Source organism: Mesorhizobium sp. 128a (genome assembly GCF_053848025.1).
Genome location: NZ_JBSPKY010000025.1, coordinates 36,503 through 57,168 on the forward strand (window position 1 = coordinate 36,503; position 20,666 = coordinate 57,168).

The 20,666-nt window shown below is 57.8% G+C and carries 16 protein-coding genes and 4 pseudogenes; 8 read left to right on the top strand and 12 right to left on the bottom strand.

The window, feature by feature from the left end; genetic code table 11:
• The first annotated feature begins 1 nt into the window (after position 1).
• The 4 genes from ACWTU9_RS29350 (at position 2) to ACWTU9_RS29365 (ending at position 5,253) form a co-directional block, all read left to right on the top strand.
• On the top strand, positions 2-1,279 hold the full coding sequence (locus ACWTU9_RS29350; protein WP_455861362.1) for an extracellular solute-binding protein: 1,278 nt from the start codon (positions 2-4) through the stop codon (positions 1,277-1,279).
• Between the two features lie 37 nt (positions 1,280-1,316).
• Entirely contained in the window at positions 1,317-2,471 is a 1,155-nt protein-coding gene (locus tag ACWTU9_RS29355) for an aminotransferase-like domain-containing protein (RefSeq protein WP_455861363.1), read from the top strand.
• A gap of 140 nt (positions 2,472-2,611) precedes the next feature.
• The gene (gene solA, locus ACWTU9_RS29360) at positions 2,612-3,769 is read left to right on the top strand and encodes an N-methyl-L-tryptophan oxidase (RefSeq protein WP_455861364.1); all 1,158 of its coding nucleotides are present in this window, start codon (positions 2,612-2,614) and stop codon (positions 3,767-3,769) included.
• Positions 3,769-5,253: an alkaline phosphatase family protein gene (locus tag ACWTU9_RS29365; protein WP_455861365.1), complete on the top strand. Its 1,485-nt coding sequence runs from the start codon at positions 3,769-3,771 to the stop codon at positions 5,251-5,253. Before solA ends, ACWTU9_RS29365 begins: the two co-directional genes overlap by 1 nt.
• 99 nt (positions 5,254-5,352) lie before the next feature.
• Here the strand turns inward: ACWTU9_RS29365 and ACWTU9_RS29370 are convergent, their stop codons facing one another.
• From ACWTU9_RS29370 to ACWTU9_RS29380, 3 genes are all read right to left on the bottom strand, one after another.
• Positions 5,353-6,159: a class I SAM-dependent methyltransferase gene (locus ACWTU9_RS29370; RefSeq protein WP_455861366.1), complete on the bottom strand. Its 807-nt coding sequence runs from the start codon at positions 6,157-6,159 to the stop codon at positions 5,353-5,355.
• Between the two features lie 101 nt (positions 6,160-6,260).
• A complete protein-coding gene (locus ACWTU9_RS29375) occupies positions 6,261-7,412 on the bottom strand; it encodes an aminotransferase-like domain-containing protein (protein WP_455861367.1) in 1,152 nt (383 codons plus the stop codon).
• A gap of 44 nt (positions 7,413-7,456) precedes the next feature.
• The gene (locus ACWTU9_RS29380; protein WP_455861368.1) at positions 7,457-7,849 is read right to left on the bottom strand and encodes a hypothetical protein; all 393 of its coding nucleotides are present in this window, start codon (positions 7,847-7,849) and stop codon (positions 7,457-7,459) included.
• On the opposite strand from ACWTU9_RS29380, the gene ACWTU9_RS29385 reads away from it, so the two are divergent.
• A complete protein-coding gene (locus ACWTU9_RS29385; RefSeq protein WP_455861369.1) occupies positions 7,844-7,990 on the top strand; it encodes a hypothetical protein in 147 nt (48 codons plus the stop codon). The genes ACWTU9_RS29380 and ACWTU9_RS29385 overlap by 6 nt on opposite strands.
• Before the next feature lie 243 nt (positions 7,991-8,233).
• Here ACWTU9_RS29385 and ACWTU9_RS29390 read toward each other — a convergent pair whose 3' ends face one another.
• From ACWTU9_RS29390 to ACWTU9_RS29415, 6 genes and pseudogenes are all read right to left on the bottom strand, one after another.
• The gene (locus ACWTU9_RS29390) at positions 8,234-9,430 is read right to left on the bottom strand and encodes a pyridoxal phosphate-dependent aminotransferase (protein ID WP_455861370.1); all 1,197 of its coding nucleotides are present in this window, start codon (positions 9,428-9,430) and stop codon (positions 8,234-8,236) included.
• Positions 9,431-9,466: 36 nt separating this feature from the next.
• A complete protein-coding gene (locus ACWTU9_RS29395) occupies positions 9,467-10,273 on the bottom strand; it encodes a phosphocholine cytidylyltransferase family protein (protein WP_455861371.1) in 807 nt (268 codons plus the stop codon).
• A 371-nt stretch (positions 10,274-10,644) separates the two neighbouring features.
• Positions 10,645-11,613, bottom strand: coding sequence for a phosphoenolpyruvate mutase (gene aepX / locus ACWTU9_RS29400; protein ID WP_455861372.1), 969 nt, complete (start codon positions 11,611-11,613; stop codon positions 10,645-10,647).
• An 882-nt stretch (positions 11,614-12,495) separates the two neighbouring features.
• The gene (locus tag ACWTU9_RS29405) at positions 12,496-14,217 is read right to left on the bottom strand and encodes a glycerophosphodiester phosphodiesterase family protein (protein WP_455861373.1); all 1,722 of its coding nucleotides are present in this window, start codon (positions 14,215-14,217) and stop codon (positions 12,496-12,498) included.
• A gap of 263 nt (positions 14,218-14,480) precedes the next feature.
• A pseudogene (locus ACWTU9_RS29410) lies at positions 14,481-14,767 on the bottom strand (LLM class flavin-dependent oxidoreductase); the annotation flags it as partial.
• A gap of 172 nt (positions 14,768-14,939) precedes the next feature.
• Positions 14,940-15,470, bottom strand: a pseudogene (locus ACWTU9_RS29415) (tyrosine-type recombinase/integrase); the annotation flags it as partial.
• Between the two features lie 891 nt (positions 15,471-16,361).
• On the opposite strand from ACWTU9_RS29415, the gene ACWTU9_RS29420 reads away from it, so the two are divergent.
• On the top strand, positions 16,362-17,507 hold the full coding sequence (locus ACWTU9_RS29420; RefSeq protein WP_455861374.1) for an acyltransferase family protein: 1,146 nt from the start codon (positions 16,362-16,364) through the stop codon (positions 17,505-17,507).
• Between the two features lie 370 nt (positions 17,508-17,877).
• Positions 17,878-18,036 (top strand): annotated as a pseudogene (locus ACWTU9_RS29425) (transposase); the annotation flags it as partial.
• On the opposite strand, the gene ACWTU9_RS29430 reads toward ACWTU9_RS29425, so the two are convergent.
• Together ACWTU9_RS29430 and ACWTU9_RS29435 are read right to left on the bottom strand one after the other, a co-directional pair.
• Positions 17,995-18,480: a methyltransferase domain-containing protein gene (locus ACWTU9_RS29430; RefSeq protein WP_455861375.1), complete on the bottom strand. Its 486-nt coding sequence runs from the start codon at positions 18,478-18,480 to the stop codon at positions 17,995-17,997. The pseudogene ACWTU9_RS29425 and the gene ACWTU9_RS29430 overlap by 42 nt on opposite strands.
• A complete protein-coding gene (locus ACWTU9_RS29435; RefSeq protein ID WP_455861376.1) occupies positions 18,456-18,743 on the bottom strand; it encodes a hypothetical protein in 288 nt (95 codons plus the stop codon). Before ACWTU9_RS29435 ends, ACWTU9_RS29430 begins: the two co-directional genes overlap by 25 nt.
• Positions 18,744-19,755: 1,012 nt before the next feature.
• Between ACWTU9_RS29435 and ACWTU9_RS29440 the strand changes: the two are divergent.
• A pseudogene (locus tag ACWTU9_RS29440) lies at positions 19,756-19,927 on the top strand (ornithine cyclodeaminase); the annotation flags it as partial.
• A gap of 142 nt (positions 19,928-20,069) precedes the next feature.
• Here ACWTU9_RS29440 and ACWTU9_RS29445 read toward each other — a convergent pair.
• Positions 20,070-20,351, bottom strand: a complete 282-nt coding sequence (locus ACWTU9_RS29445) for a hypothetical protein (protein ID WP_455861377.1) — start codon at positions 20,349-20,351, stop codon at positions 20,070-20,072.
• Between the last annotated feature and the right edge of the window lie 315 nt (positions 20,352-20,666).

The window sequence follows — 20,666 nt, forward strand, 5'->3', positions numbered from 1 at the left end:
CATGTCTATTCTCAGTCGGCGGAGTTTCATTGGCGTTGCAGCGGCTGCCCTATGCAGTTTCGCACTCACCGAGGCCAATGCAGCCGAAAAACTGACCCTACGCGTCACGGCGGCGCCTTCAATTGTCGCGGATATGTACCAGGCCATGGCGAGGGCATTCGAGGCTAAATATCCAAATATTGAAATCGCCATCGACACGAGCCAGCGCGATTACAATGCCCAAGTGGATTCCACTCTTCGCGATTCACTTACTGGTCAGTTGGCGGATGTATCAATCCAGGGAAACAACAAAATCCGGCTCTACGTTGACCGCGGGCTGGCAATACCGCTCGATAACTATCTTGCTGTCGAAATGAAATCGCCCGAAACCACGCTCTCGCTGTCGGTCGCCTCGATCGGTGAAGTTGGAGGCAAGGTTTACGGTCTCGGCCTCTCTGTTTCTGCGCCCGTTATCTTTTTCAATCTGGACCTTGTGAAGCAGGCGGGAATTGATCCGTCAGAACTGCCAACAACTTGGGACGGAATCCTCGAACTCGCTCGCAAGGCCAATGATCCCGCAAGCAACACGCTTGGAGCCTATTTCACCTACGATCAGGCGGATTGGTTTTGGATCGCGCTGATTGAAAGCCAGGGCGGTCATATGATGACCCCTGACGAGAAAAAGGTCGCCTTCGACGGGCCGCTGGGTCTCAAGGCGATGCAGTTGCTGAAAGCCTTCGGCGAGGCGGGCCAAGCACAGGTCGACATGCCGCGCGACCAAGTGCGCCAGCTCTTCGCTGCGGGGAAGATCGCCATCCTGGCCGATTCAAGCGGGAGCCTCGGAGGATTCGAGAAACAGTCCGTGGGAAAGTTCGCCATCGCGACCAGAAAATTCCCCGCACTCTCTGAACGCGCACGGCTTCCGGCGGGTGGTTCCCTTGGCGTAGTTTTTGCAAAGGACCCTGAACGTCAGAAGGCAGCCTGGGAATTCCTCAAGTTCGCGGCGGGAGCCGACGGTCAGAAAATCATCGCGGAGAACTCCAGCTACATGGTTGCCAATAGCCGAGTGGCGACCGATCCGGCCATGCTTGGCGGCTTCTATCGCAGTAAACCGAACATGACGGCGGCCATCGATGAACTTCCTATGCTCAACGGCTGGTATTCTTTCCCAGGGCAGAACAGTGGAAAAATTACCAACGCCCTGATCGATCGCATGCGGTCAGTCATTACGCTCAAGGCAGAACCCGAAGCGGCGTTGGCTGGGGTTGTCCAAGACATCCAAGCGTTGCTGCCGAAGTGATCGATTGGCGGTAGGCTGAACCGAAAGACATACAAACATGATCAAGATCATCGAAATGAGCCGCACCCACCCGCCACTAGTGCCGGAGGTCTTCGACCCAGAGTACCGAGAAGCAATGGAAGGCGTCCTGTCGCGTTATACGCCAAGCGAAATGGTAGGTGCGCATCGTTGGATGGGAACCGAGGAAGACCGCGAGGCAGGCGCGGTCTTTACCGGGCGAAGGCTGGGAACCAATCCTGATCCCGGCCGCGTCGTCGTCACGAACGGAACGCAGAGTGCATTCAACATGCTCCTCGGCGGGCTCCTGGGGGCTGGCAATGTTCTAGCTGTGGAAAGCTTGACCTATCCACCGATCCTCGTCCTGGCTAAGCGCCTCGGGTTCATTCCCAAAGGCGTGCGGATGGACGACGAAGGTATCGTTCCGGAAGCGCTAGAGGAACTGTGCCGTAGCGATCGCCCCAGAGCTCTCTATCTGCTTCCAACGCTGCAAAATCCCACGACGGCCACTATGTCGCTCGCGCGGCGTCAAGCAGTCGCGGAAGTCGCCCGTAAATACGATCTGCAGATCATCGAAGACGACATTTACAGCTTGCTGCCGGAGGACCTGCCGCCGCCGCTTGCTGCACTGGCACCAGAACGGTCCTGGTACATGTTGGGCGTTGCCAAGACGCTCGCCGCCGGCATGAAGATCGCCTATGTCGTTGCGCCAACTGCGGCGCGTGCCGAAGAGCAATTCTGGCCGGGCGTCAGAGCAACCTTCTGGATGGCGGCGCCGATCAGTGCGGCGGTATCGACGCAGTTGATCGAAACCGGCGGCGCCGAGCGCATAATTGATGCGGTGAGGGACGAGATGGTCGCTCGCCACAAGATCGTATTGCCTTTGCTGGCGGGAACCGATTTCGAAACGAAGAATGGCGCGTTGCATGTCTGGATCCGGTTGCCGGAAACGGCTCCGGCGGCGGGTCTCGCGTCCTGTATCCGTGAGCGCGGTGTCAACATCGGAACAGGGGATCCTTACGCCTTACCTGGTGAAGCTGCACCACAGGCAATCCGGATCGGTATCGGCCATGCTAACTCCCATGCTGAGCTCGAAGAAGCCGTTCGCATCATCTCAGCCAGCCACGACGACTTCGTTCACAAATTGGGTAAGGAGGGCTTGGCGGGGATGCGGAACGCTGAGCCGAATTGGTGAAATGCGCCGTCTTCTAATGGTCGAAAATGGTTCCAGGGGATCAGCATGGCCCGGCAACTATCGAAGAACAGCAAGGGACCTTAGTCTCGCCTCGACGAGCACCTCAATCTGATCGTCGACATATCGACACGGAGACGACTATGAAACAATTGACAGTAGCAATCTTGGGCCTAGGCGCCATGGGAAGCGCAGCTGCTGCCACGCTCGCGCGGCGGGGTTGCGAGGTGATCGGGTTCGAGCAGTTCTGGCGCGCCCATAACCAAGGCTCGAGCCATGGAGACACCCGGGCGATCCGCAAGGCCTATGTTCGCGAAGAGCAATATGCTCCGCTTGTGCTTGAGGCGTACCACCTCTGGCAAAAGCTCGAACGGGATACGGGAGCGGAGCTTCTGCGCGAAATCGGCGGCTTGGTTGTTGCGCCCGCCAGCGGGCGGACACTGACGCGTTCGATCGCGGCCGCAACGAAATACGGGATTCCGCATGAGATACTGGAGCCATCTGACATAACCCGGCGCTGGCCAACGATGCATCCGCCAGCCGGCACGGCAACATTTTATGAGCGCAGCCAGTCAATTATGCCTCCGGAAAAAACCGTTGCCATTCACGTCGAGATGGCCATCCGCAATGGCGCAGAACTCCACTTCAACACGCCTGTTAGCGGATGGACGCAGACGGAATACGGCGTGGAGATTACCGCTGGGGATAAGGTTTTCATGGCCGACAAGCTCATCATCGCGGGAGGAGCGTGGTCAGAGATTGTTCTCATGGAGTTATTTCCAGTCAAAGCAGAGCGGTTGTTGCAGGTTTGGGTCAAGCCAAAGATCGACACTGCCACCTTCTCGGTAGCGCATCATCCTCGTTGGGTGCTGGAAAATCAGGAAGGGCGGGCAGCTTACGGCTTTCCGATCCTGGAAGGTCAAGACGCTATCAAACTGGCGTTTACCGCAGGCACTCCCGCAGATACCGCGGATCTTCAGCGAGAAGCGTTTGCGGGCGAGGTGGAAGCTCTGGTCGAATTCATGTCCCAATTGGTGCCGAGCATTCGAGGCCGGGGCGCCGCACAGGTGGCGGCATGCTTCTCAGCCAAAGCGCAAGACGACAACTTCGTTATTGGTCCACATCCGCACTCCAACAGCGTTATCGTTGCAGCCGGGTTCGGGAGCCACGGGTTCAAGTTTGTCCCGGTCATCGGTGAAATTCTCGCTGATCTCGCCATCGATGAAGCGACGAAACGAGACATCAGCTTGTTTGATCCGCAACGCTTCGTCCGCCAATCGTTGGTGGAAGAAGTCAATTGATGAATGTGATGAAATACAAATTCCTTATCGTCAGCTTCGACGGCCTTCGCCCAGATCTCATCTCTCCAGAATTGACGCCGAACCTATTCCGCTTGCAGTCGTTGGGTATCGCGCTGTCGAAGCATCGCACGGTCTATCCGAGCGAGACCCGCTCGGCCTTTCCGAGCCTCGTCACCGGCGCGACGACCAACCGGCACGGAATGGTCGGCAACAAATATGTCGACCGATCAGTCTTGCCGCCGCGTTATATCGATACGTCGGACGCCGTGCTGCTGCGAAAGCTCGATCTGGAAAGCGATGGAAAGCTGATGTCTGCCGCGTCGATTGGCGAGATTCTCGCTTCCGAAGGACGAAGCCTGGCCGTGCTGGCGACGAACACTCCCGGCACAACACGCTTCTTCCACCACAAGGCCGAGGATTTCGGGCATGTCCGGTTGTCGGGCCATTTCCGCGAGGCCGGCACGGCCGATGCCTTGGCGGAGGCAGAGGCTGGTGTTGGTCCACTGACGCCTGAGCCGCCGAAGATCGAACCCGACAAGGCCGGACAAGATTGGATCACCTCCGCATTTCTCGAAGTGATTTGGCCCAAGTATCGGCCGGACGTAACGATCCTCTCCTATGGCGAGCCCGATGTGACGTCGCATTTCCACGGCACGGGAGCAGAGGCGACGCGGGGGATCATCGCCTACTGCGACCGGCAGTTCGGCAGGGTGCTTGACTGGTGGGAGTCAGAGGGTCGCGCCGAGGATGTGCAGATCATCGCAGTCTCAGATCACGGACACCTCACCGGCCATACACGTGTCTCGGTGATCGACGGCCTGCGGGAGGCCGGCTTCCGGCCAGGCGTCGCCCCTGCGCTGGATGTCGACGTGGTGGTGGTGCCCGGACAGGTGGGCGCGCTCTATCTCGCCGAACCCGCTGACGAACAGATCGCCCGGCTGGTCGCGGCGATCACCAGTCAGCCGTGGTGTGGACCGGTGTTCACCCGTGCTCGAAACGAGGTCGACGGAATAGCGCCCGGCAGTCTTGGCAAACATCTGGTCTTTGCCGATCACGCGCGCGCGCCAGATGTCTCGTTTTCGTTCCGCGCAGACGACGACATCGACCCCTTCGGCCTCATCGGCCGCACCTTCTATGACCACAACCGGCGCACCGGTCTCGGGGCCCATGGGGGCCTGCATCCAAAGGAACTCGCAGCTATCGGCATTGTTGCAGGTTCGGCTTTTCCGGCGGCGGGTTCCGTCTCGACGGTCCCATCAGGTATTTGCGATTTCGCGCCCACCATTTTACATCTTCTTGAGATCGGCAGACCGAACACGATGAGCGGCCGCGTACTCCATGAGCTGCTTTGGGATCCGGAAAAAGCGAACCCAGCGATCCGGCATGAAAGCTTCGAGGCCAAGGTCAGCAGCTACCGTCAGGTTCTTCGACGCGTTCAGGTCGGCGACGTTACCTACGTCGATGACGGAATGGCAGAGGGTTAGTTCAAATGGAAATCAAGCGTCTCCCTGGTAAGGCCCTCGGCCGATCAGTCGGTTCGGCTTTTGGATCTCTCGTCTTTGTTGCAACTGTTGCGATGGCGGTCAGTCGCGCGCTTCGCCGCTTTGCTTAAAAGCAAAAGTACCATAGCCAATATAATTGAGTTGCACGGTGCCGTCGGAACCACTGTGCCGTGCCGCGGTCTCTTCGAGAGCGTGCAAAAATGTTTCTCGGCCTATTTTTGCCTCGGCTTTAAGTGATGGCGTAAGCGCCATGGCCGCACAGACGACTTCGTCCGCTCGACGCTGCACTGTCCAATTGAAAGTACGCTGATGCACATTGGTGAAGAGCCTTGCTGACGAAATGGCGTCCGCTGCATCAAACAGTTCGTATTCGCCAGCGCCATTTGAATGCGCCCTACGGTCGTATCCATCGACTAGTTGCTCGAGAAGCGAATAGATATCGTCCCCGACACTGTTTTGTGTATCTCCCCAGCGATATTCGACGATCGCTAGGCAGCCGTGCGGTACCAGTACTCTATGACTTTCGGCAAGGAACGTATGCTTGTCAAAGCGGTGGGCTGCGCAGGCCGCGGCCACGAGCGCGACCGACCTGGATGCATAACCAACCTCTTCTGCAAACCCGGCTATGTATCTGACGTTTTCGAGCTCTTCTGGATGATCTTCTGCCGCCCGCCTCATCTCTGCGCTTGGTTCTATTCCGATTACGGCGCGGCTTGGCTCGAGGAAGCGAGCAAGTGGTCGAGTAAAAAGACCCGTCCCGGCTCCAATGTCGACTGCCGGATATCGCACCGGAACTAGCGACATCAAGGAATTGATATGGTCTACCATTTGTTTGGGATACTCTGGCCGGTCGCTGTAACGGCTGGCCAATCTTGCAAACTCGGCCATAGGCCCTGGAGGCTCGTTGCTCTTGGTGCTCGTTTGCATGGCTGCAGCTTTCATCTTTCTTGCGCTGAAGGAAAAGGAGTCCGAGGCGCTTCCAACTCTGGTCATTTGGAAAGCGGAAGATGCCGGCGAAGCGTGGCAAGCCCCCTGTTCAGCACGCCATTCGTCTCGGGATTGCCGATGCCGACTCGGATCGCCTCAGGAGGCATAAAGGCTTCAGACGCGTAAGAACTGCTGTCGGCAACCTGCACGCCATCGCTCTTGATCGCGGCCGCCAATTCTTTGCTGGATGTGCCTTCGGGTAGTGGCAACCACACATGCAGACAGCCGGGATCCGTGACATAGCGGCAATTACAAAGAATCTGGTCGAGAAGTTCATGTCGGTTGCGTAGCTCGGCTTTTACCGCCGTCAAGATCGCCTGATCGTCGCCCCGGCGAATGAAACCGGACGTCAAGGCAGCGCTCATCGGCGTTGCCATCCAATAGGTCGCACGAACTCCCGGCCAAAACACCCGAGCAGCGTCGTCCGCAGTTGGAGCGACGAGATATGCCAGTTTCAATCCGGCCGCGAAACTTTTCGCTGTCCCCAAGAGATACCAAGATATTTCCGGCGCCATTGCCGAAATCGGCGTCAAGGACGACGGGCTTAGAAGGCTGTAGACATCATCTTCAATGATTTTGACGCCATAGCGCCTGGCGATCTCCGCGATATACGCGCGGCGCCTCAAAGACATCGTAATGGTTGTGGGATTCTGGTAGGTGCTCAAAAGATAGATTGCTGCGGGTTTTGTTTCTTTGCAAACATCCTCGAACGCGTTTGGCTCAACACCGTCGGCATCTATGGGCGCGTCAATCACCGGAATTCCGTAGCGCTCGGCAAACGTTCGTACCGGCGGATAGGTCATTTGTTCTACGACAAGCGCTCGACCTTTAGGGATGATCCCGGGGAGGATCATGTGCATGGCGGCTTGTGTACTGTGGGTCAAAACAACCCGGCCTGCGTCCGGTTGTGTTCCTAGCCGACGGCCCGTGAATTCCGCTCCTCTCGACCGATCCTCGTCGGAGCCTGTCCAACGATGTGTTTTGACAAGGCTGGAGGGCGACATTGTCAGAAACAGTTCTTCAAGCACATCCTTGAAGATTTGATCGAAAGTCTGGGGAACGGGAGGTGGATGATTGAGATTAAGTCGGATCAATCCATTCTCGTCGATACACCGGTCGACCAGCGACTCAGATTGGACGTACACCCTATTCATTTCCTCGACCTCCTATTGTCTCTAATGCTCGCCAGCTATCATCACTAGCCGCACCAGGTGAGACCCCGTCGTGCCAGAACAAGAGAAATCACGACCGCCAGAATTGTCGCGATTGGAATTGCTCGGCCTCGTATTGCTGGCACCTTAACCGCGGTGGTCACGTGCAGCATGGCGAGGGCGACAAAGGCCAGCGCGAAGACTGTCGGAAACGCCGCAACCGGGAGATCTGGCCGCGCGATCAACAGGATCGCGACTAATGGGGTGTCATAAGAGACGGGAATGCCCGTAAACTTGGCATCCGAGGTCAGGCCGAAGCTCTCGAAATAGCTGAGGCGGATGGCGCCAGCCATGATGAGCGCGAGAATGGCCACGAGCGATAGGATGCTCCCTTCTCCGACAAATACGACAACAACCGACGGAAATATTACGCCATGCATGAAGTCGCCAAAGCCGTCGAGACATTTTCCGAAGTCCGCCGCTCCTGGACGGCGGCTGTCACTGGTCTTGCGGGCGACATGACCGTCCCAGTGGTCAAGGAACACATCCAGAGCATTGATGCGGTGCCGAGCTCGATGTGACCGTTCAGCGCCAGGAAAAGTCCAAGGATCGCGAACACGAAGCCCGTTGCCGTAATGGCATTGGCGTAATCTCGAAGGTATATCAGCATCGGGTGCTCCTCGACGAAGCTCTTAGTGTCGGGCGCCTGGGCGCTGTCGGCGCCGCATGGGCAGGCGATCCGGCACGTCATTCCAGTGGGTGAACGCCTCCGTCACGTGTCCTTTGCCAATCCCTGCCGCAGTTGCCGTCAATCATGCTGCCGCCTAACGGCTTTTCAGGCCATTGAGCGTAGCGACAACTTTCTCCAGGGCCGGTTCTAATTCTTCCGGTGGCGCTCCGAACGAAAGCCGCAATCCCGTCTCGTCACCGAACGTCGTTCCGGCAACCGAAGCGACGCCTGCTTCCTTAAGAAGGATGCCGGCGACATCATCCACGGTGCGGGTTGAGCTCGTCCTCGGCAGCCTGGCGAAGAGCTGTGTGAGATCGAGGTAGAAGAAGAACGAGCCATCGGCACGCGGTGGCGCGACGTCCTCCAGCTTGGAGAGAATTCTTAGCCCTGCCTTCCGCGCAGCCGCGAGGCGCTGATGCATCTCCCGCTCGTAGCTGCCGTCGCCGACATCGAGGTGATGCAGTATGGCGTGTTGAGCAATCACGTTCGCATTTGAAGTCGTAAGGCTTTGAAGCTTTTTGGCCGCTGCGACGATTTCCGGTGGTGCCGCGAAATAGCCGAGGCGCCACCCTGTAATGGCCAACTCTTTGGAAAACGCATTGACCAGTATGGTTCGTGAACGAATACCCGGATGAGCCATCGTAATCGACTGATGACGATCACCATTGAAAACAAAACCGGAGTAGCACTCGTCGGAAATGATCCAAAGGTCGTAGCTTATTGCAAGATCACCAATGGCTTGGAGGGTCGCCCGGTCGTACACCGCTCCCGTCGGATTATTCGGCGAGTTGATAATAATTGCCGTAGTCTTGGGCGTTACGGCGCTACGGATGGCGCGGATTTCAGGAACATAAGAAGGCGGCTTGGCGTCCACGAAAACAGGCTTTGCCCCCGCCAAAAGAACCTGCGATGGAAATGTCGGCCAGCAGGGACGAACAATGATGACTTCGTCGCCTGGATTGAGGAGTGCCAAGGTGGCATCGAGCAAGCCCTGTTTCGCACCTGCAGTGATGACGATGTTGTCGGTATCCCACGCAAACCCGGTTTCAGTCGACAGTTTCTTGGCAACGGCCTTGCGCAGAGACGGCAGGCCAATTGATTCGGTATAGCGGTTTACACCGGCATTTATGGTGGCGATCGCGCCTTCGCGAACCGAGACCGGGGGAGCGGTGATAACCTCGCCAGCCGCCAGGTCAATGATTTGGCGCCCCTGGGCTGCTGCTGCTTTTGCTGCTTCCCGAGCTGCGGCGGTCCCCGATCCGGAGAGGAGAGCAATTCGCTGCGCCAACATGTCTGTCTCCTGTCTGTTGTCCGCCTCTGCTACGGCTCAGCCTGCAGAGCCCGCTATCAGGGGCTGTGCGGCCGTCACGCCCTCTGTTGCAAAGACCCTTTCAGCGATCAGAAGATCCTCCTCGCTGTCGATCTCGTACCATTTGAGATCATCGCACCTGACTGCCGCGATCTGCAGTTCCTTCTGCTGAACCAGCTGAGACAGCAGCTCCTCGCAGTAGGACTTGACGGCACCAGAACCCATGAGATCGTCGAGATGGGGGACAATTGTGGTGCGCAGGTCCTCGCCGGAAAAGCGGATCAGGTTCATGGTCTTGAACAGCTGCGGTGAACCGTCCGTCAGGTTTTCAGCGGTCTGTCCCATCCTCAATTCCGCGATATGGCCGTGATCATTCAAAATGACGGCCGAGCCTTCCATCGACGCTTCGAAGGGAGCGACGGCGGCGGCGTTTTGAGACTGGCTTGTCGCGAGGCGGCGAAGCGCATCCGGCTCGAAATAGACATCGCCTTCGAGAACGTAGGTATTGCCCGTCAAAAGGACGTGACGCGCCAGCCAAAGCGAATAGGCGCTACCGGTCCTGTCGAAAACGTCCGATTCGACATAACTGATTTCGAGGCTTCGGAACCGGCGGCCGCAGGAATATTCAATCGCGTCCTTGCGATAGCCAACGACGATAGTGACCTCTTCCACGCCAACGGCCTCGAGGTTTCGTAGAGCGTTGTGGAGAATTGGCGTGCCATTGACTTCAACCAGCGGCTTTGGCCGTAAATCAGTCAGCGGCCGAAGACGCGAGCCGAAACCGGCGGCAAGAATAACAGCTTGCTTGGCAGAGTTATCGACCATTGGTTATTTCCTCGGTGTGACGCTTTGGCGGAACGCCTGATTCCAAAACGCTGAAGCAATCAGCAAGCCATCGCAGGCCGGGTTCGAGCTTTTCGGCGGAAACCCGTACAGCTGCGCGCGCCTCGGTAGATGCAGCCCGAAACGGGTTGGTACAGCTATCAATGCTTTTCTGATGGCGTGATCGCCCCATACCGATCGTTGCGACCGGATTGCTCCACTTTCCCTGGCCATCAGATATCGACCTCGTGGCCGCCGTCGCTGGCCGCCTGGAGGCAGAGCCCGCCGGCCGAAGATTTGAACCGGCGTGTTCCTTGCGCCAGCACGAGCGCCTTCTGCGTTTGCAAATTGCACTTTCAAGTCGGCCGTTCATCTCAGGGCACCGTCTGCGGTCTTCGGCCAAAATAATGCGTCTCTGCGGCAGCGAGCTCGTCATAAGCCATCAACTCGAAAAGCTCTTCCAGCGAGGCGACATCGGGCTCGATGCCAGCTATGCCTTCTTCGCGAATGATGCGATTGCAGACGTTTCGCATGGCGGCGATCGCAGCGCGCATATTGTGATTTGCCCAGATCACGGCGGAGATATGTGCGGCGCGATATTCGGCGACCGGGGTGCGATAGTATTTCGTCGGCACGATCACGACAGGGAGGTGATTCTGCCATGAATGGGCAAATGCCAGGATTTCCGTCGGATCGGATTTGCGCGAATGGATGAGGATCGCGTCGGCACCGGCGCCGGCATAGGCATGCGCACGGGCAAGCGCCTCGTCCTGGCTGTAGCCGGCTATGAGGGCCTCTATCCGAGCCACTAGCACGAAGCGGGGGTCAGGCACGGCGTCTTTTACGGCCTTCAAACGGCCGCAGAACTCCTCGATGTCGGCGAGCGGGTGGCGATCGCCAATGAAAGAGTTCATCTTAGGGAAGAGTTTGTCCTCGATGCATACGCCACTCGCACCGCGTCTGTGCAGATGGGCGGCGACAAGGCGAGCGTTGTTGAAATTACCGAAGCCGCTGTCAGCGTCGACGAGAATAGGAATGTTGGCAGCACGAGCAATACGTTCCACGACATCGGCCACTTCGCTCCAAGAGGCTTCGTTCGCATCGCGGTAGCCGAGGCTGGAGGAAATCGAAAGGCTGGACGCCCAAAGCGCCTTGAAACCTGCCCGCTGGGCGATCGCCGCGGAGAGCGCATCATGGGCTTCCATTAGGAATGACGGTTCGTCAGGTATGCAAATGAGGTCACGGAGCGTAGGTATACCTTCGCTTGCATTGCCGCCCGAATCCGCAGGTGATGCTTCTTTTCCGATATGTGGATCCGACGCAGACCTGACATGTCCTTTCATCCCTTCAATCAATCCCCATATTGTCCGCGACATGAATGTCGCTCGGCAGCTTCTGTCGCCGCGCTACAAGGGCGTTTCAAAAGTTGTGCCAACTGCGCACAAAAGCCTAAGAATTTTCTGCGTAGTTTTCAGTGACTTAGATGAATGCGCGTCAGGGAGCCGCGCCAACGGTTCGTGTCACTCACGTGACAAACCCGGCAGTAGTGTCGATTTCCAGGCATTCTCCAAGGAATGGGGGACGGAATTCCTCCGTCCCGGGGGGGGGAATTCGCGCGCCCCATTCAACCGGCCCGCGCTGTCCGATGTCCGACGATGTCGTGGCTTCTTCCAAATTGCTGCGAACAGCCCGGTTGCAGGAGATTTCGCCTGTGATCGGAAAGGTCCGGCGTTGCGCCAATGTACTAAAATGTTCAAACTACCAGATGAGAATCCGACGCTCAGGATTCTTATGATTAAATGATCAGCGGCAACGAAACAGCCGCCGCACCAAGATTCGCTCTTTCGCCGAGCACGTCTTCGCGCAGCAGAAATCCCGCACGGCCTGACCGCACGATCGGCCTCGCAGGCTAGGACGAAGATTGGCATTGACCAACTTCGCCTACGATCTTGCCCGCCATTTCCTGGCATCAGGGGCCAACTATGCTCGCATAACGGCCAGGTGGCGCAAAATGCTGCCGCCACGCCGATTTCCAACATCGGGAATCAAGCTCAACGACCATAACCGAGGTGATCACCACGCGTCAGGTCACGTCCAACCTCATCTGCGTCCTATCGCGCTCCGAATTCCGGTAGTTCGACTGGCCAGCTCATCATATCCTTCGCAGGGTTGCGTAAAGCATGCAACGATCATGGCGCTGATCATCAAGGTGAGGCACCAGAGCCTCACCGACGATGTGGATCGTTCATCCAGCTTGGCTTGCCGGTGATAACCTTCGGTGCGTCGATTGTGGATGCCGGGTTGTAGTGGGAGTCCATCGGGAAGGTATAATCCGCACGATTGCCACCGGTGATAAAGTCGGCGGCATAGAGTGTCTCCAGATAAGGATTGTCGGACACCAGCACGTCGGCATAGGGCAGCAGCGCGCCGAAAGTGGCGCGAAAATCCATGTCCAGACGGCCCGTTAGGGTGATCGGCACGCCCTCAGCGCTATAGTAAAACTTCTGGCCGTTAACGGAGAACGCTTCGGAGATATAGGACATCGTGAGAGGCGTGCTGACGAACTTCTCGCCTGCTGCCTGGAAAGTCGCGGCCACCCGGTTCATCTCATCGAAGGTGTCGGTTCCCTTGTAGCGGCAGATTTCGACCATGGTGAGGTCGCCCAGCCTATCGAAGGAGATCAGCCAATCGACGGCCTGGGTCACCAAATCATTGTCGATATGAGAAGACTGGACGTCTTCCGCCTTGATGAGGACCGGGATCAGGTTGAGTCCGTTGTCCGGCTGGACCGTGACATTAGCCTGCTCCAACGCGTCAAGTACACGGGTTTTCTTTCTGTCCAGATGTGCAACAACGCGGTCGGTAGTCGGCACATAGGTCGAATAGATCTTTATGCCGAGATGGCTGCGCACGTCAGAAGTCTCGGGCGCCGAGAGCGACTTGACTGCCGCGATCGTCGATACCTCGTCCTTGGGGTCGATGATCACGTTGAATTCATCGCCGTTGCTATTTTTCTCGCGAACGTAGTCTATGATACCCTGCAGGTCTTCCATCTTTTGCGGATTGCCGTTGCGATCGAGCGCCGGCATGCGCCCATTAGTGATAGGATTCCATATCGAGAGGTTCATGCTCTTTATCTCCTCAGTGGAGACATCAGAAATCAGGCAATTTTTCTCATCTCCGGTGGTTCGCCCCAGTGTAGTGTCATGCGTCATCCAGGCATGGCCGTTTTTATCGGCGCGAAGATCGAGTTCAACGGCATGGAAACCATGCTTGAGCGCGTTGTCAGCGGCTGAAATGGTGTTTTCGAGAATGCCCTTGGAATTGTCGAAGAAGCCGCGGTGCGGCAGTATCTGCTTCCTATGCGGATTGATTCCGCGGGCCTTGGTCTCGCCTCCGGTCAGGAAAAGATCCTTCCCGTAACTGGAGGTGCCGACTTCCTCCTCAGCGTCTCCGAGAGCAGGCCTGTCCAGACCAAAGTTGGGTTTCCAATCGGCCTTGTTGCCGGCGGCTAACCACTCGGTGATGGTCTTGTTGACGGTGCCGTCGACTGGATCGTGCGGGTCATTGGAGCCAAATTTTCGGGTCGTCTCGCCGCATGCAGGAACCGATGGAGTGAGAGGCTTGCCGCCCCGCTGCACCCGGGTTTGCATGCTAGCCTTCGCCTTGTCCCCTGCGAGAGCATTGGTGGCACCGTCGACAAGCATCGAACGGTCGGTCGCCCCGCCAGCCACGGTTGAGGCGACAACCATGGTCCCAATGAAACCTAAGCGGACCAGATGCTTGCACCAGCGGCGCGCAGCCAGGGGGAAAATGTTGCGGGAGTTGAGATGAATTGTCGATCGCGCTAACATGAGCTCTCGCCGTCGGTTCAGAATGTCGCTTCCAGCTCTCGTCGCTGACTGGACATTGACGGCGGCAACGGCATTGTCCGTGAGCCTGATCATGGGCGATTCTCCTCGGGCCGGGCGTCTGCGGAGAGCCAAGCACGTGCCGTGCCAAACCAGAGAGTCCCCTTAGAACAACAACATAACGACGCCAATGCTGATACGCCATGTCGCATATCCGACATCGTTTGATGCCAGACGACGGAACGTGGTCGAATTCCGCTTTCTCGGGGCTCCGGGCTCCGGGTTGGAGGTCAATGGTCAAGCAATCGGCCGACAACCCTGCGGTCCCTTCAAGGACCGATCTGAGCTCAGGTGGTAGCGCTCGTAGTCGCCGCTGCGAGCGCCGGCGTCCGCCAGTACCCCGGTCGGATGGCGATCAGCGGTTCGAACAAGGTCGTCTGCGCTGCAAGGCAGCCGCAAGCGTGAAAGTGTCAGGACGGCCCCAGCCCGTTCCGATCAAGGCACCGTTCCAGCCATTATCCTCCAGCGCCTTTGCGTGGCTCGCGAATGTCTGCAGGCTATTGTGATTTTCGGCGACGCAATCGCCGCGATGGCCTGATCTGACCTCGTTGGGGATGTACCAAAGAAATTCGGATTTGCTGCTCATGCGATTTGATCTGCGATTTCGATTGTTGGAACGTTGGAATCTGGAATCCGCGGAAAGCGGGAACGACTATCTCAGAACGTTAGCCTCTCAGGAGCATCTGAAGGCGGTCAGACGCATTTCCCGGATGCGACAATGGTGACGGCCCGCGCTCTCACGTTGATTGCCGCGCCGCACGCAGGATCTCCAGGAGCTTGGGCGACAGCATCACGTAGCGGTCCTTCTGGCCTTTTCCCTGCTCGACGCGGACGACCATTCTCTGGCTGTCGATGTCCGTGGGCTTCAGCTGAATCGCCTCCGAGATGCGCAAGCCGGCAGCATAGCACGTGGTCAGGATGGCGTGGTGTTTGACGTCGAGCACGCAGCCGAGGAACCTTAGAACTTCCTCGGGACCGAGGACGATCGGCAGCTTTTGCGGTTTCTTCGGAAGCGGAAGAACCTCTTCGGGCGCCCAGTCCCTTTCGAGCGTCACCCTGTAGAGAAAGCGCCGCGCCGCGATGGCGGTGTGGATCGAGCCGGGCGACAGCTTCTTCTCGTTGGTCAGATAGACCTGATAGGTCCGGATGTCCTCGCGCCCGAGCAGGTCTGGCGACTTGCCGAAATAGCGGGCGAACAGCGAGACCTGTTGCAGATATGAGAGTTGGGTGTTGAGCGCGAGGTTGCGCACCTGCATGTCCTCGCTCATGCGCTGGCGAAGTTGGGGCATGACGAGCTCCTTTGTCCGATGGAATGGGCTGCAAGCAGCCACCCCATGCTCGCGCAGTTGGAGCTCCTTTTGCATGCATGACCGACGCTACCGACGACGCCATCAAGACCGCGCCGGCGATGCACAGCCTTCTTGCCGCTCCGCGGTCGCGGAGCGGGTTAGTCCAAGTGAAGTTATGGGCAGGTGAGCATCACTTCACGAAAGGCTTCACATATTGCGGCGCGATCAGCTTCACTTCATTGCCGAGCGAGGCCCTATGCTGAGATCGGACGGCGGATAGACAACCGCACCTCGCCAACAGAGACGTCCGTCACGTTGAGGAGGACCAGTAATGCCGCACTGCCGTCTTCGATCCGTCACCTGAAATCCCAGGAGCTGTTCAGCGCCATCGACCGCTTGCCGTACTTCGGCGCCGCGCCCTGCCTGGAGAGGTTGTCGGTGATGACGGCGCATACTTTTGCGGGACCGCTCAGCTTGGCTTGCAAGCGGGCCGGCCTGTGCTGATGACAAAGAAGGCGCCGCCCTGCTTCATGACGTCCTGGGGGGCGGGCGTTTGGTGATGGCGTCGAATGTTACGATGGCCAGTCTGCCCGGGATTGCTCGGAAAGGCGCCTCAGGAAATCCTGTGCCGTCAGTTGCCGCAACGATCGTCATGACGCGACGGCCTTTAGATCGCTGGCTTGTCCAGTTTCTGACAGCGGTGCAACGCTTGTCGGATTCAAAACACCAGCCATGTCTGCGACTTTTGAAGTGATCAAGCGCAATCGGAAGCCTTATGGGCTTGAGCGGGTTTGGCATGGCCGTTGCTGTTGAAGGGCAGCAACATTGACTGAGGGGCAACTCCATTCAAACGCAGGGACTGCCCAGGACGCGCGTTGGCCGATAAAGCAGATGAATGCTCTTCCGTTGCGCAATAAGACGATCTCGGATCGATTGATCCAGGCGGAGAACCGGCCATCCGGCTTTGATTATCTTCGGCTATTTCTGTCAATTAGCGTTTTGTTGAGCCATAGCATAGGCATATGCTACGGATGGTCTGCACCTATTGTCATTTGGCTGTGGCACGGTCCGCCGCACCCCATGTTGTATTTTATCGTTCCAAGCTTCTTTGCCCTGAGTGGATTCCTTGTCGCCGGAAGCCTGGAACGTAACACCGTTCCAGCGTTTCTGACTCTCAGGTTTATCCGAATTTTTCCTGCCCTTTGCGTTGAAGTGCTCATTTCCGCCCTGTTCTTGGGCACGCTCTTAACCTCGCTCTCTCTAAGGGATTATTTTTCCCATCCAGAATTCTGGCGCTACCTCGGCAATATAGTGGGCTGGGTGCACTTTGACCTCCCGGGCGTCTTCGAGAACCGACCTCCCCCGAACCGTGTGAACGGATCACTTTGGACTGTTCCCTTTGAACTGAATTGCTATATTGCAATTGCAGCTTTGGGAATGGCTGGTCTCGTCAAGAGACCAATGCTTTTCACAAGCGCAGCCGCCTTTGGCATGCTCGCGCTTTCCGCAAAGGCAGCCTTCACTGGTTTCTTTATCGTTGGTGGCAACGCTCCTGGCGGGGTGCTAATCCTATCGTTTCTATTCGGAGCTGCAATCTATCTCGTCCGGAACACATTGCCGTTCTCGTTTCCGCTGTTCGTTCTGAGCTTCACGCTGTCCTTAGTGTGTTTCTACTTCGGGGCGATGTTCTACTTCGCTACACCATTCGTCGCCTACTCAACGGCATACATCGGGCTACTCAATCCAAGGCGAACGCTCCTGGTACGCGGCGCCGACTATTCGTACGGCATCTACCTCTATGGCTACCCTTTCCAACAGGCAGCCTTTCAACTGCTTCCGGGCGGCACATTCTGGCTTTTGAACATCGTGTATACCGTCCTCTCTTCAGGCGCAGCTGCGTGTCTCTCCTGGACTTTTGTCGAGAGAAGAGTTTTGGATCGGCGCGCGGCCGCGCTGCTGCGCGTCGCAAAAGCCATGGAGTGGCTTCAGTGGTTTTTCGCGGCCTGTGCCAACGCCCTTGGCAGGTGCATCCGGTAGGGCGAGACGTCGGCGAGCCAAGCCCCGAGGATCTATGTCGTTGAGCTTACCATTTTATGTCGCCGGACTGTCCCTCCAGGCTCGTTTTCCCCAGGATGCGTCATGACCGGCATGTAATCGGCTCGCCATGGTTTGTCCTGCCTTCTTCCTCAACAGCGAACGACAGGATGATTGGCGCAGAAGAGCACTTGGGCAGGTGCCGACGTCGTACGCAGGCCAAGGCCGACTGGACTGGTTTGATTAGCGTTGCGTGTTGACACGAAGGAAGTGTCCACGGAGGCACTAATGGACACGATCACTGATATCCAGTTTTGGATCTTGAAGAAGTGGGGGCGGACCAGGGGGCTCGTCGGGGTCCCGGCGCTGGTCAGCGGACTTCAAACGTCGGATTGTGGCGGAGACATCCGAGAACGGTGCTTCGGTATCGTTGGTGGCCCGCCGTCACGATCTGAATACCAATATGTTGTTCATATCGGTTGTCCTTCCTTCAGACCTTGCCGCGCCAGGCCGCGCTGCTGGCCGAGAGTGATCCGCGGGTCCCGGCTGGCCATAGCCGCTGCTCCGTCGGCTTCTCGAGCACTCGCAATGCCCAGTGATGGGCATGCTCCTCCTCGACAAAACTGCCGTTGTTCAGACATTGCTGCGGCGTGAGGACACCGGCCTCCTGCAGACGCAGCACCTCGTCTTCAAAGGACGCCGCCTCCACATAGCTCTTGTCAGCGCTCACCACCACAAATCCGTTCGGGCGCGTGACGCGGGCCAACTCACGCAGCCTATGCGGTTGCACATGTCCGAGCGTGAAGACGCCGCAGCACACGGTCATATCATAGCTCGCGCTGGAATAGCCCTTAAGCGGTCTGTTAAGGTCAACATCGCCTTCGACTTTGCGGTAAATGCCGGTTTGCCTCGCCATTTCGGCCATCGTCTCGCAGAGATCAAAGCCGTCGATCAAGCGAAAGCCAAGATAATCCAACCAACTAGGCCTGTACCGCAGCCAGCGTCCAAAATTGTGACGGCAGCTCGCTCATGGCCGATATAGGCACCTTGCATGGCCCCCGCCAGTTCCGCCACGACCGAGGGGCCGCGGTAGTGTTCGCGCTCGACGTCCTGCTCGTAGGAACTGGCCCATTTACGGTACTGGGCCAAACGATTAGCGTCGCCGTGGAGCGCCTGAGAAGCCTTGAACCGCTTTTGCGAGGGTTTTTGGTTTGCGTTCTGTTTGTTGCCCGTGTTCATGCATTCCTCGGGGTAGGGCCAGATGCAATCTGACCGCCTTCAGCAGTGACTTCGAGAGCCAAGAACCTGCTACCCATTCAACAAAGATGCTTCGTCCCACACATGCATCAGCTCGCGAGAGCTCTTCCTAGCGACGTAGAACCGATCCTCGGGCTTATGGCTCATCTGGGCCGCCTTGTTCAGCGCCGCCGAGGCGTACCTGGTCGACGGCCGGCGCTTCTCATCCGTGGTGTTGTCCGGTATGAATTGGCGCTCGCCGTGGACGAGTCCGACCGTAAACGAAGGGGTGCCCCGGCGAGCCAGAAATGCACTTCACGGACATCGATCGTGAGCCGGCGTAGCGATCGTTGATTGTCAGCGCCCTCTCGGAATCGGCCGGCGCCAGTGGCGGATTTGGAACGCCGGAGCCCTCCAGCAGCGCTGACTATCGCGCGCTGGTTATCAAAGCGTACGCATCCTAAATGCCGTAGTGGGCCGCGCTCTCTCATAGCTAAGAAGGTGGCGGTCCCTCAGAGCGATGATGTTGAATCGATTGTGTAGCCCCAGGGGACAACCATTGAGTATCATCTAGGAATTGATGGTCGCTTGAATGGAGCAGCATTTGCGTGGTCTATTCATCGGGCAAGATCATTGAACCTGATGGGCTGTTGCAGCATTTTGCCGATCTTGGGCTGCCGATAGTCAGGTTCGGCCTAGAACAAGTCATTGCGGCTGGGTGATCCAGCCGCTCGGAACCCGCGACGCAGGTTGAACTTCGCCGACAGCCCCGGTACGCAGCAAGAGTGGCTAAGAATCGAAAAGCTGCTTGAATTTGCGTTCCCGCCATAGTGGAGGCTGTCGCGCCCGAACCTTGATCCCGAAATTTCGTCAGGCGAAATCAAGGCGGTCCTAGGCTATGGTGGATGAGAAGTTTGGCCTCTGTGACACTCTCGCAGCGGATGAGGAAAAGAACACTGGGCAACCGGACGAATGTCTCGTCTCGAGCCGTACCAGATCACTCGGGCTGCGATGGTCGAGCATCATCACCATGGTTACCGCGGACAAGCAGTGCGCCACTATTCTCACCGAGAACATGGTCGGCTCCGGCGTCCACATCAACTCGGTCGGCGGTGATTGTGCCTCGGCAAGACGGAACTGCATAAGGACATCCTGCTCCGCTCCGACATTTCGTAGAGTTCCCACCACCGGCGGCGCTCGGAACCTGGCTATCTGCCCTGCCGGCTGAGGAACTTGCGGCGGACGATCGCAGCGTGCAAGCGAGAACCGCGCCTTGGAAAGCCAGGCAAGCATTCAATCGAGATGAGTCCGGCATGGCCGGACTGAACGTTATGAGCGAAGGAGCGCGCCACCAAATTGCCCCCACAATCGATCACAGTCTTTTGCCCTGAGACTTGGCGTTCCCGGTTCGCCATAGAAGACCATCGCCGAGCGGACATCGTATCCGAGCACCGAGGCGTTGGCCACGAACTGGATGGCCGTTCCCAAGTTCATCGCGCCGATCTTCGCCTCTGCTTTGGTGGTGAGGTCGACAACGCCGATAATTTCCGCCTTTCCACTCCTGCCAGCCAGGATAGTCGACGAAATCGCGTTCTCGAGGGCAAGTAACATTCGTGCTGAGCTCCCGGCATCTGCCGCCCCTGAACGCCGTCGCGCCGGCTTTGTTCCCTAAGCCGCACCTTCGATGCTCGCCTGAGACGGCAGCGCTGGGCTGATGACATCTCTCGCGCGGCTTCCGCTTCCGCTTCCTCGGGTGCCTGCCTCGTCGAGGCAGCCCGCCCTCATCTAGTCGCTTCTCGCCAGCGATTGCATATGCTTGCTCGGCTCCGGGCGACCCAAGGTGGCGTGAAATGGTGGAGTGCGTGTTTCAGAAATTCGCGGACACCCATTCCGCTAATTCGCGGACAGCGATTTCAGTAATTACGG

What these genes read in the sequence shown, in the direction of transcription:
- ACWTU9_RS29405 (WP_455861373.1), bottom strand. Translation starts at nt 14,217, where the DNA reads ATGATCAGGCTCACGGACAATGCCGTTGCCGCCGTCAATGTCCAGTCA.
- ACWTU9_RS29395 (WP_455861371.1), bottom strand. Translation starts at nt 10,273, where the DNA reads ATGGTCGATAACTCTGCCAAGCAAGCTGTTATTCTTGCCGCCGGTTTC.
- ACWTU9_RS29435 (WP_455861376.1), bottom strand. Translation starts at nt 18,743, where the DNA reads ATGAACACGGGCAACAAACAGAACGCAAACCAAAAACCCTCGCAAAAG.
- aepX (WP_455861372.1), bottom strand. Translation starts at nt 11,613, where the DNA reads ATGAAAGGACATGTCAGGTCTGCGTCGGATCCACATATCGGAAAAGAA.
- ACWTU9_RS29355 (WP_455861363.1), top strand. Translation starts at nt 1,317, where the DNA reads ATGATCAAGATCATCGAAATGAGCCGCACCCACCCGCCACTAGTGCCG.
- ACWTU9_RS29380 (WP_455861368.1), bottom strand. Translation starts at nt 7,849, where the DNA reads ATGCATGGCGTAATATTTCCGTCGGTTGTTGTCGTATTTGTCGGAGAA.
- ACWTU9_RS29445 (WP_455861377.1), bottom strand. Translation starts at nt 20,351, where the DNA reads ATGTTACTTGCCCTCGAGAACGCGATTTCGTCGACTATCCTGGCTGGC.
- ACWTU9_RS29365 (WP_455861365.1), top strand. Translation starts at nt 3,769, where the DNA reads ATGAATGTGATGAAATACAAATTCCTTATCGTCAGCTTCGACGGCCTT.
- ACWTU9_RS29385 (WP_455861369.1), top strand. Translation starts at nt 7,844, where the DNA reads ATGCATGAAGTCGCCAAAGCCGTCGAGACATTTTCCGAAGTCCGCCGC.
- ACWTU9_RS29390 (WP_455861370.1), bottom strand. Translation starts at nt 9,430, where the DNA reads ATGTTGGCGCAGCGAATTGCTCTCCTCTCCGGATCGGGGACCGCCGCA.
- ACWTU9_RS29370 (WP_455861366.1), bottom strand. Translation starts at nt 6,159, where the DNA reads ATGGCCGAGTTTGCAAGATTGGCCAGCCGTTACAGCGACCGGCCAGAG.
- solA (WP_455861364.1), top strand. Translation starts at nt 2,612, where the DNA reads ATGAAACAATTGACAGTAGCAATCTTGGGCCTAGGCGCCATGGGAAGC.
- ACWTU9_RS29420 (WP_455861374.1), top strand. Translation starts at nt 16,362, where the DNA reads ATGAATGCTCTTCCGTTGCGCAATAAGACGATCTCGGATCGATTGATC.
- ACWTU9_RS29350 (WP_455861362.1), top strand. Translation starts at nt 2, where the DNA reads ATGTCTATTCTCAGTCGGCGGAGTTTCATTGGCGTTGCAGCGGCTGCC.
- ACWTU9_RS29375 (WP_455861367.1), bottom strand. Translation starts at nt 7,412, where the DNA reads ATGAATAGGGTGTACGTCCAATCTGAGTCGCTGGTCGACCGGTGTATC.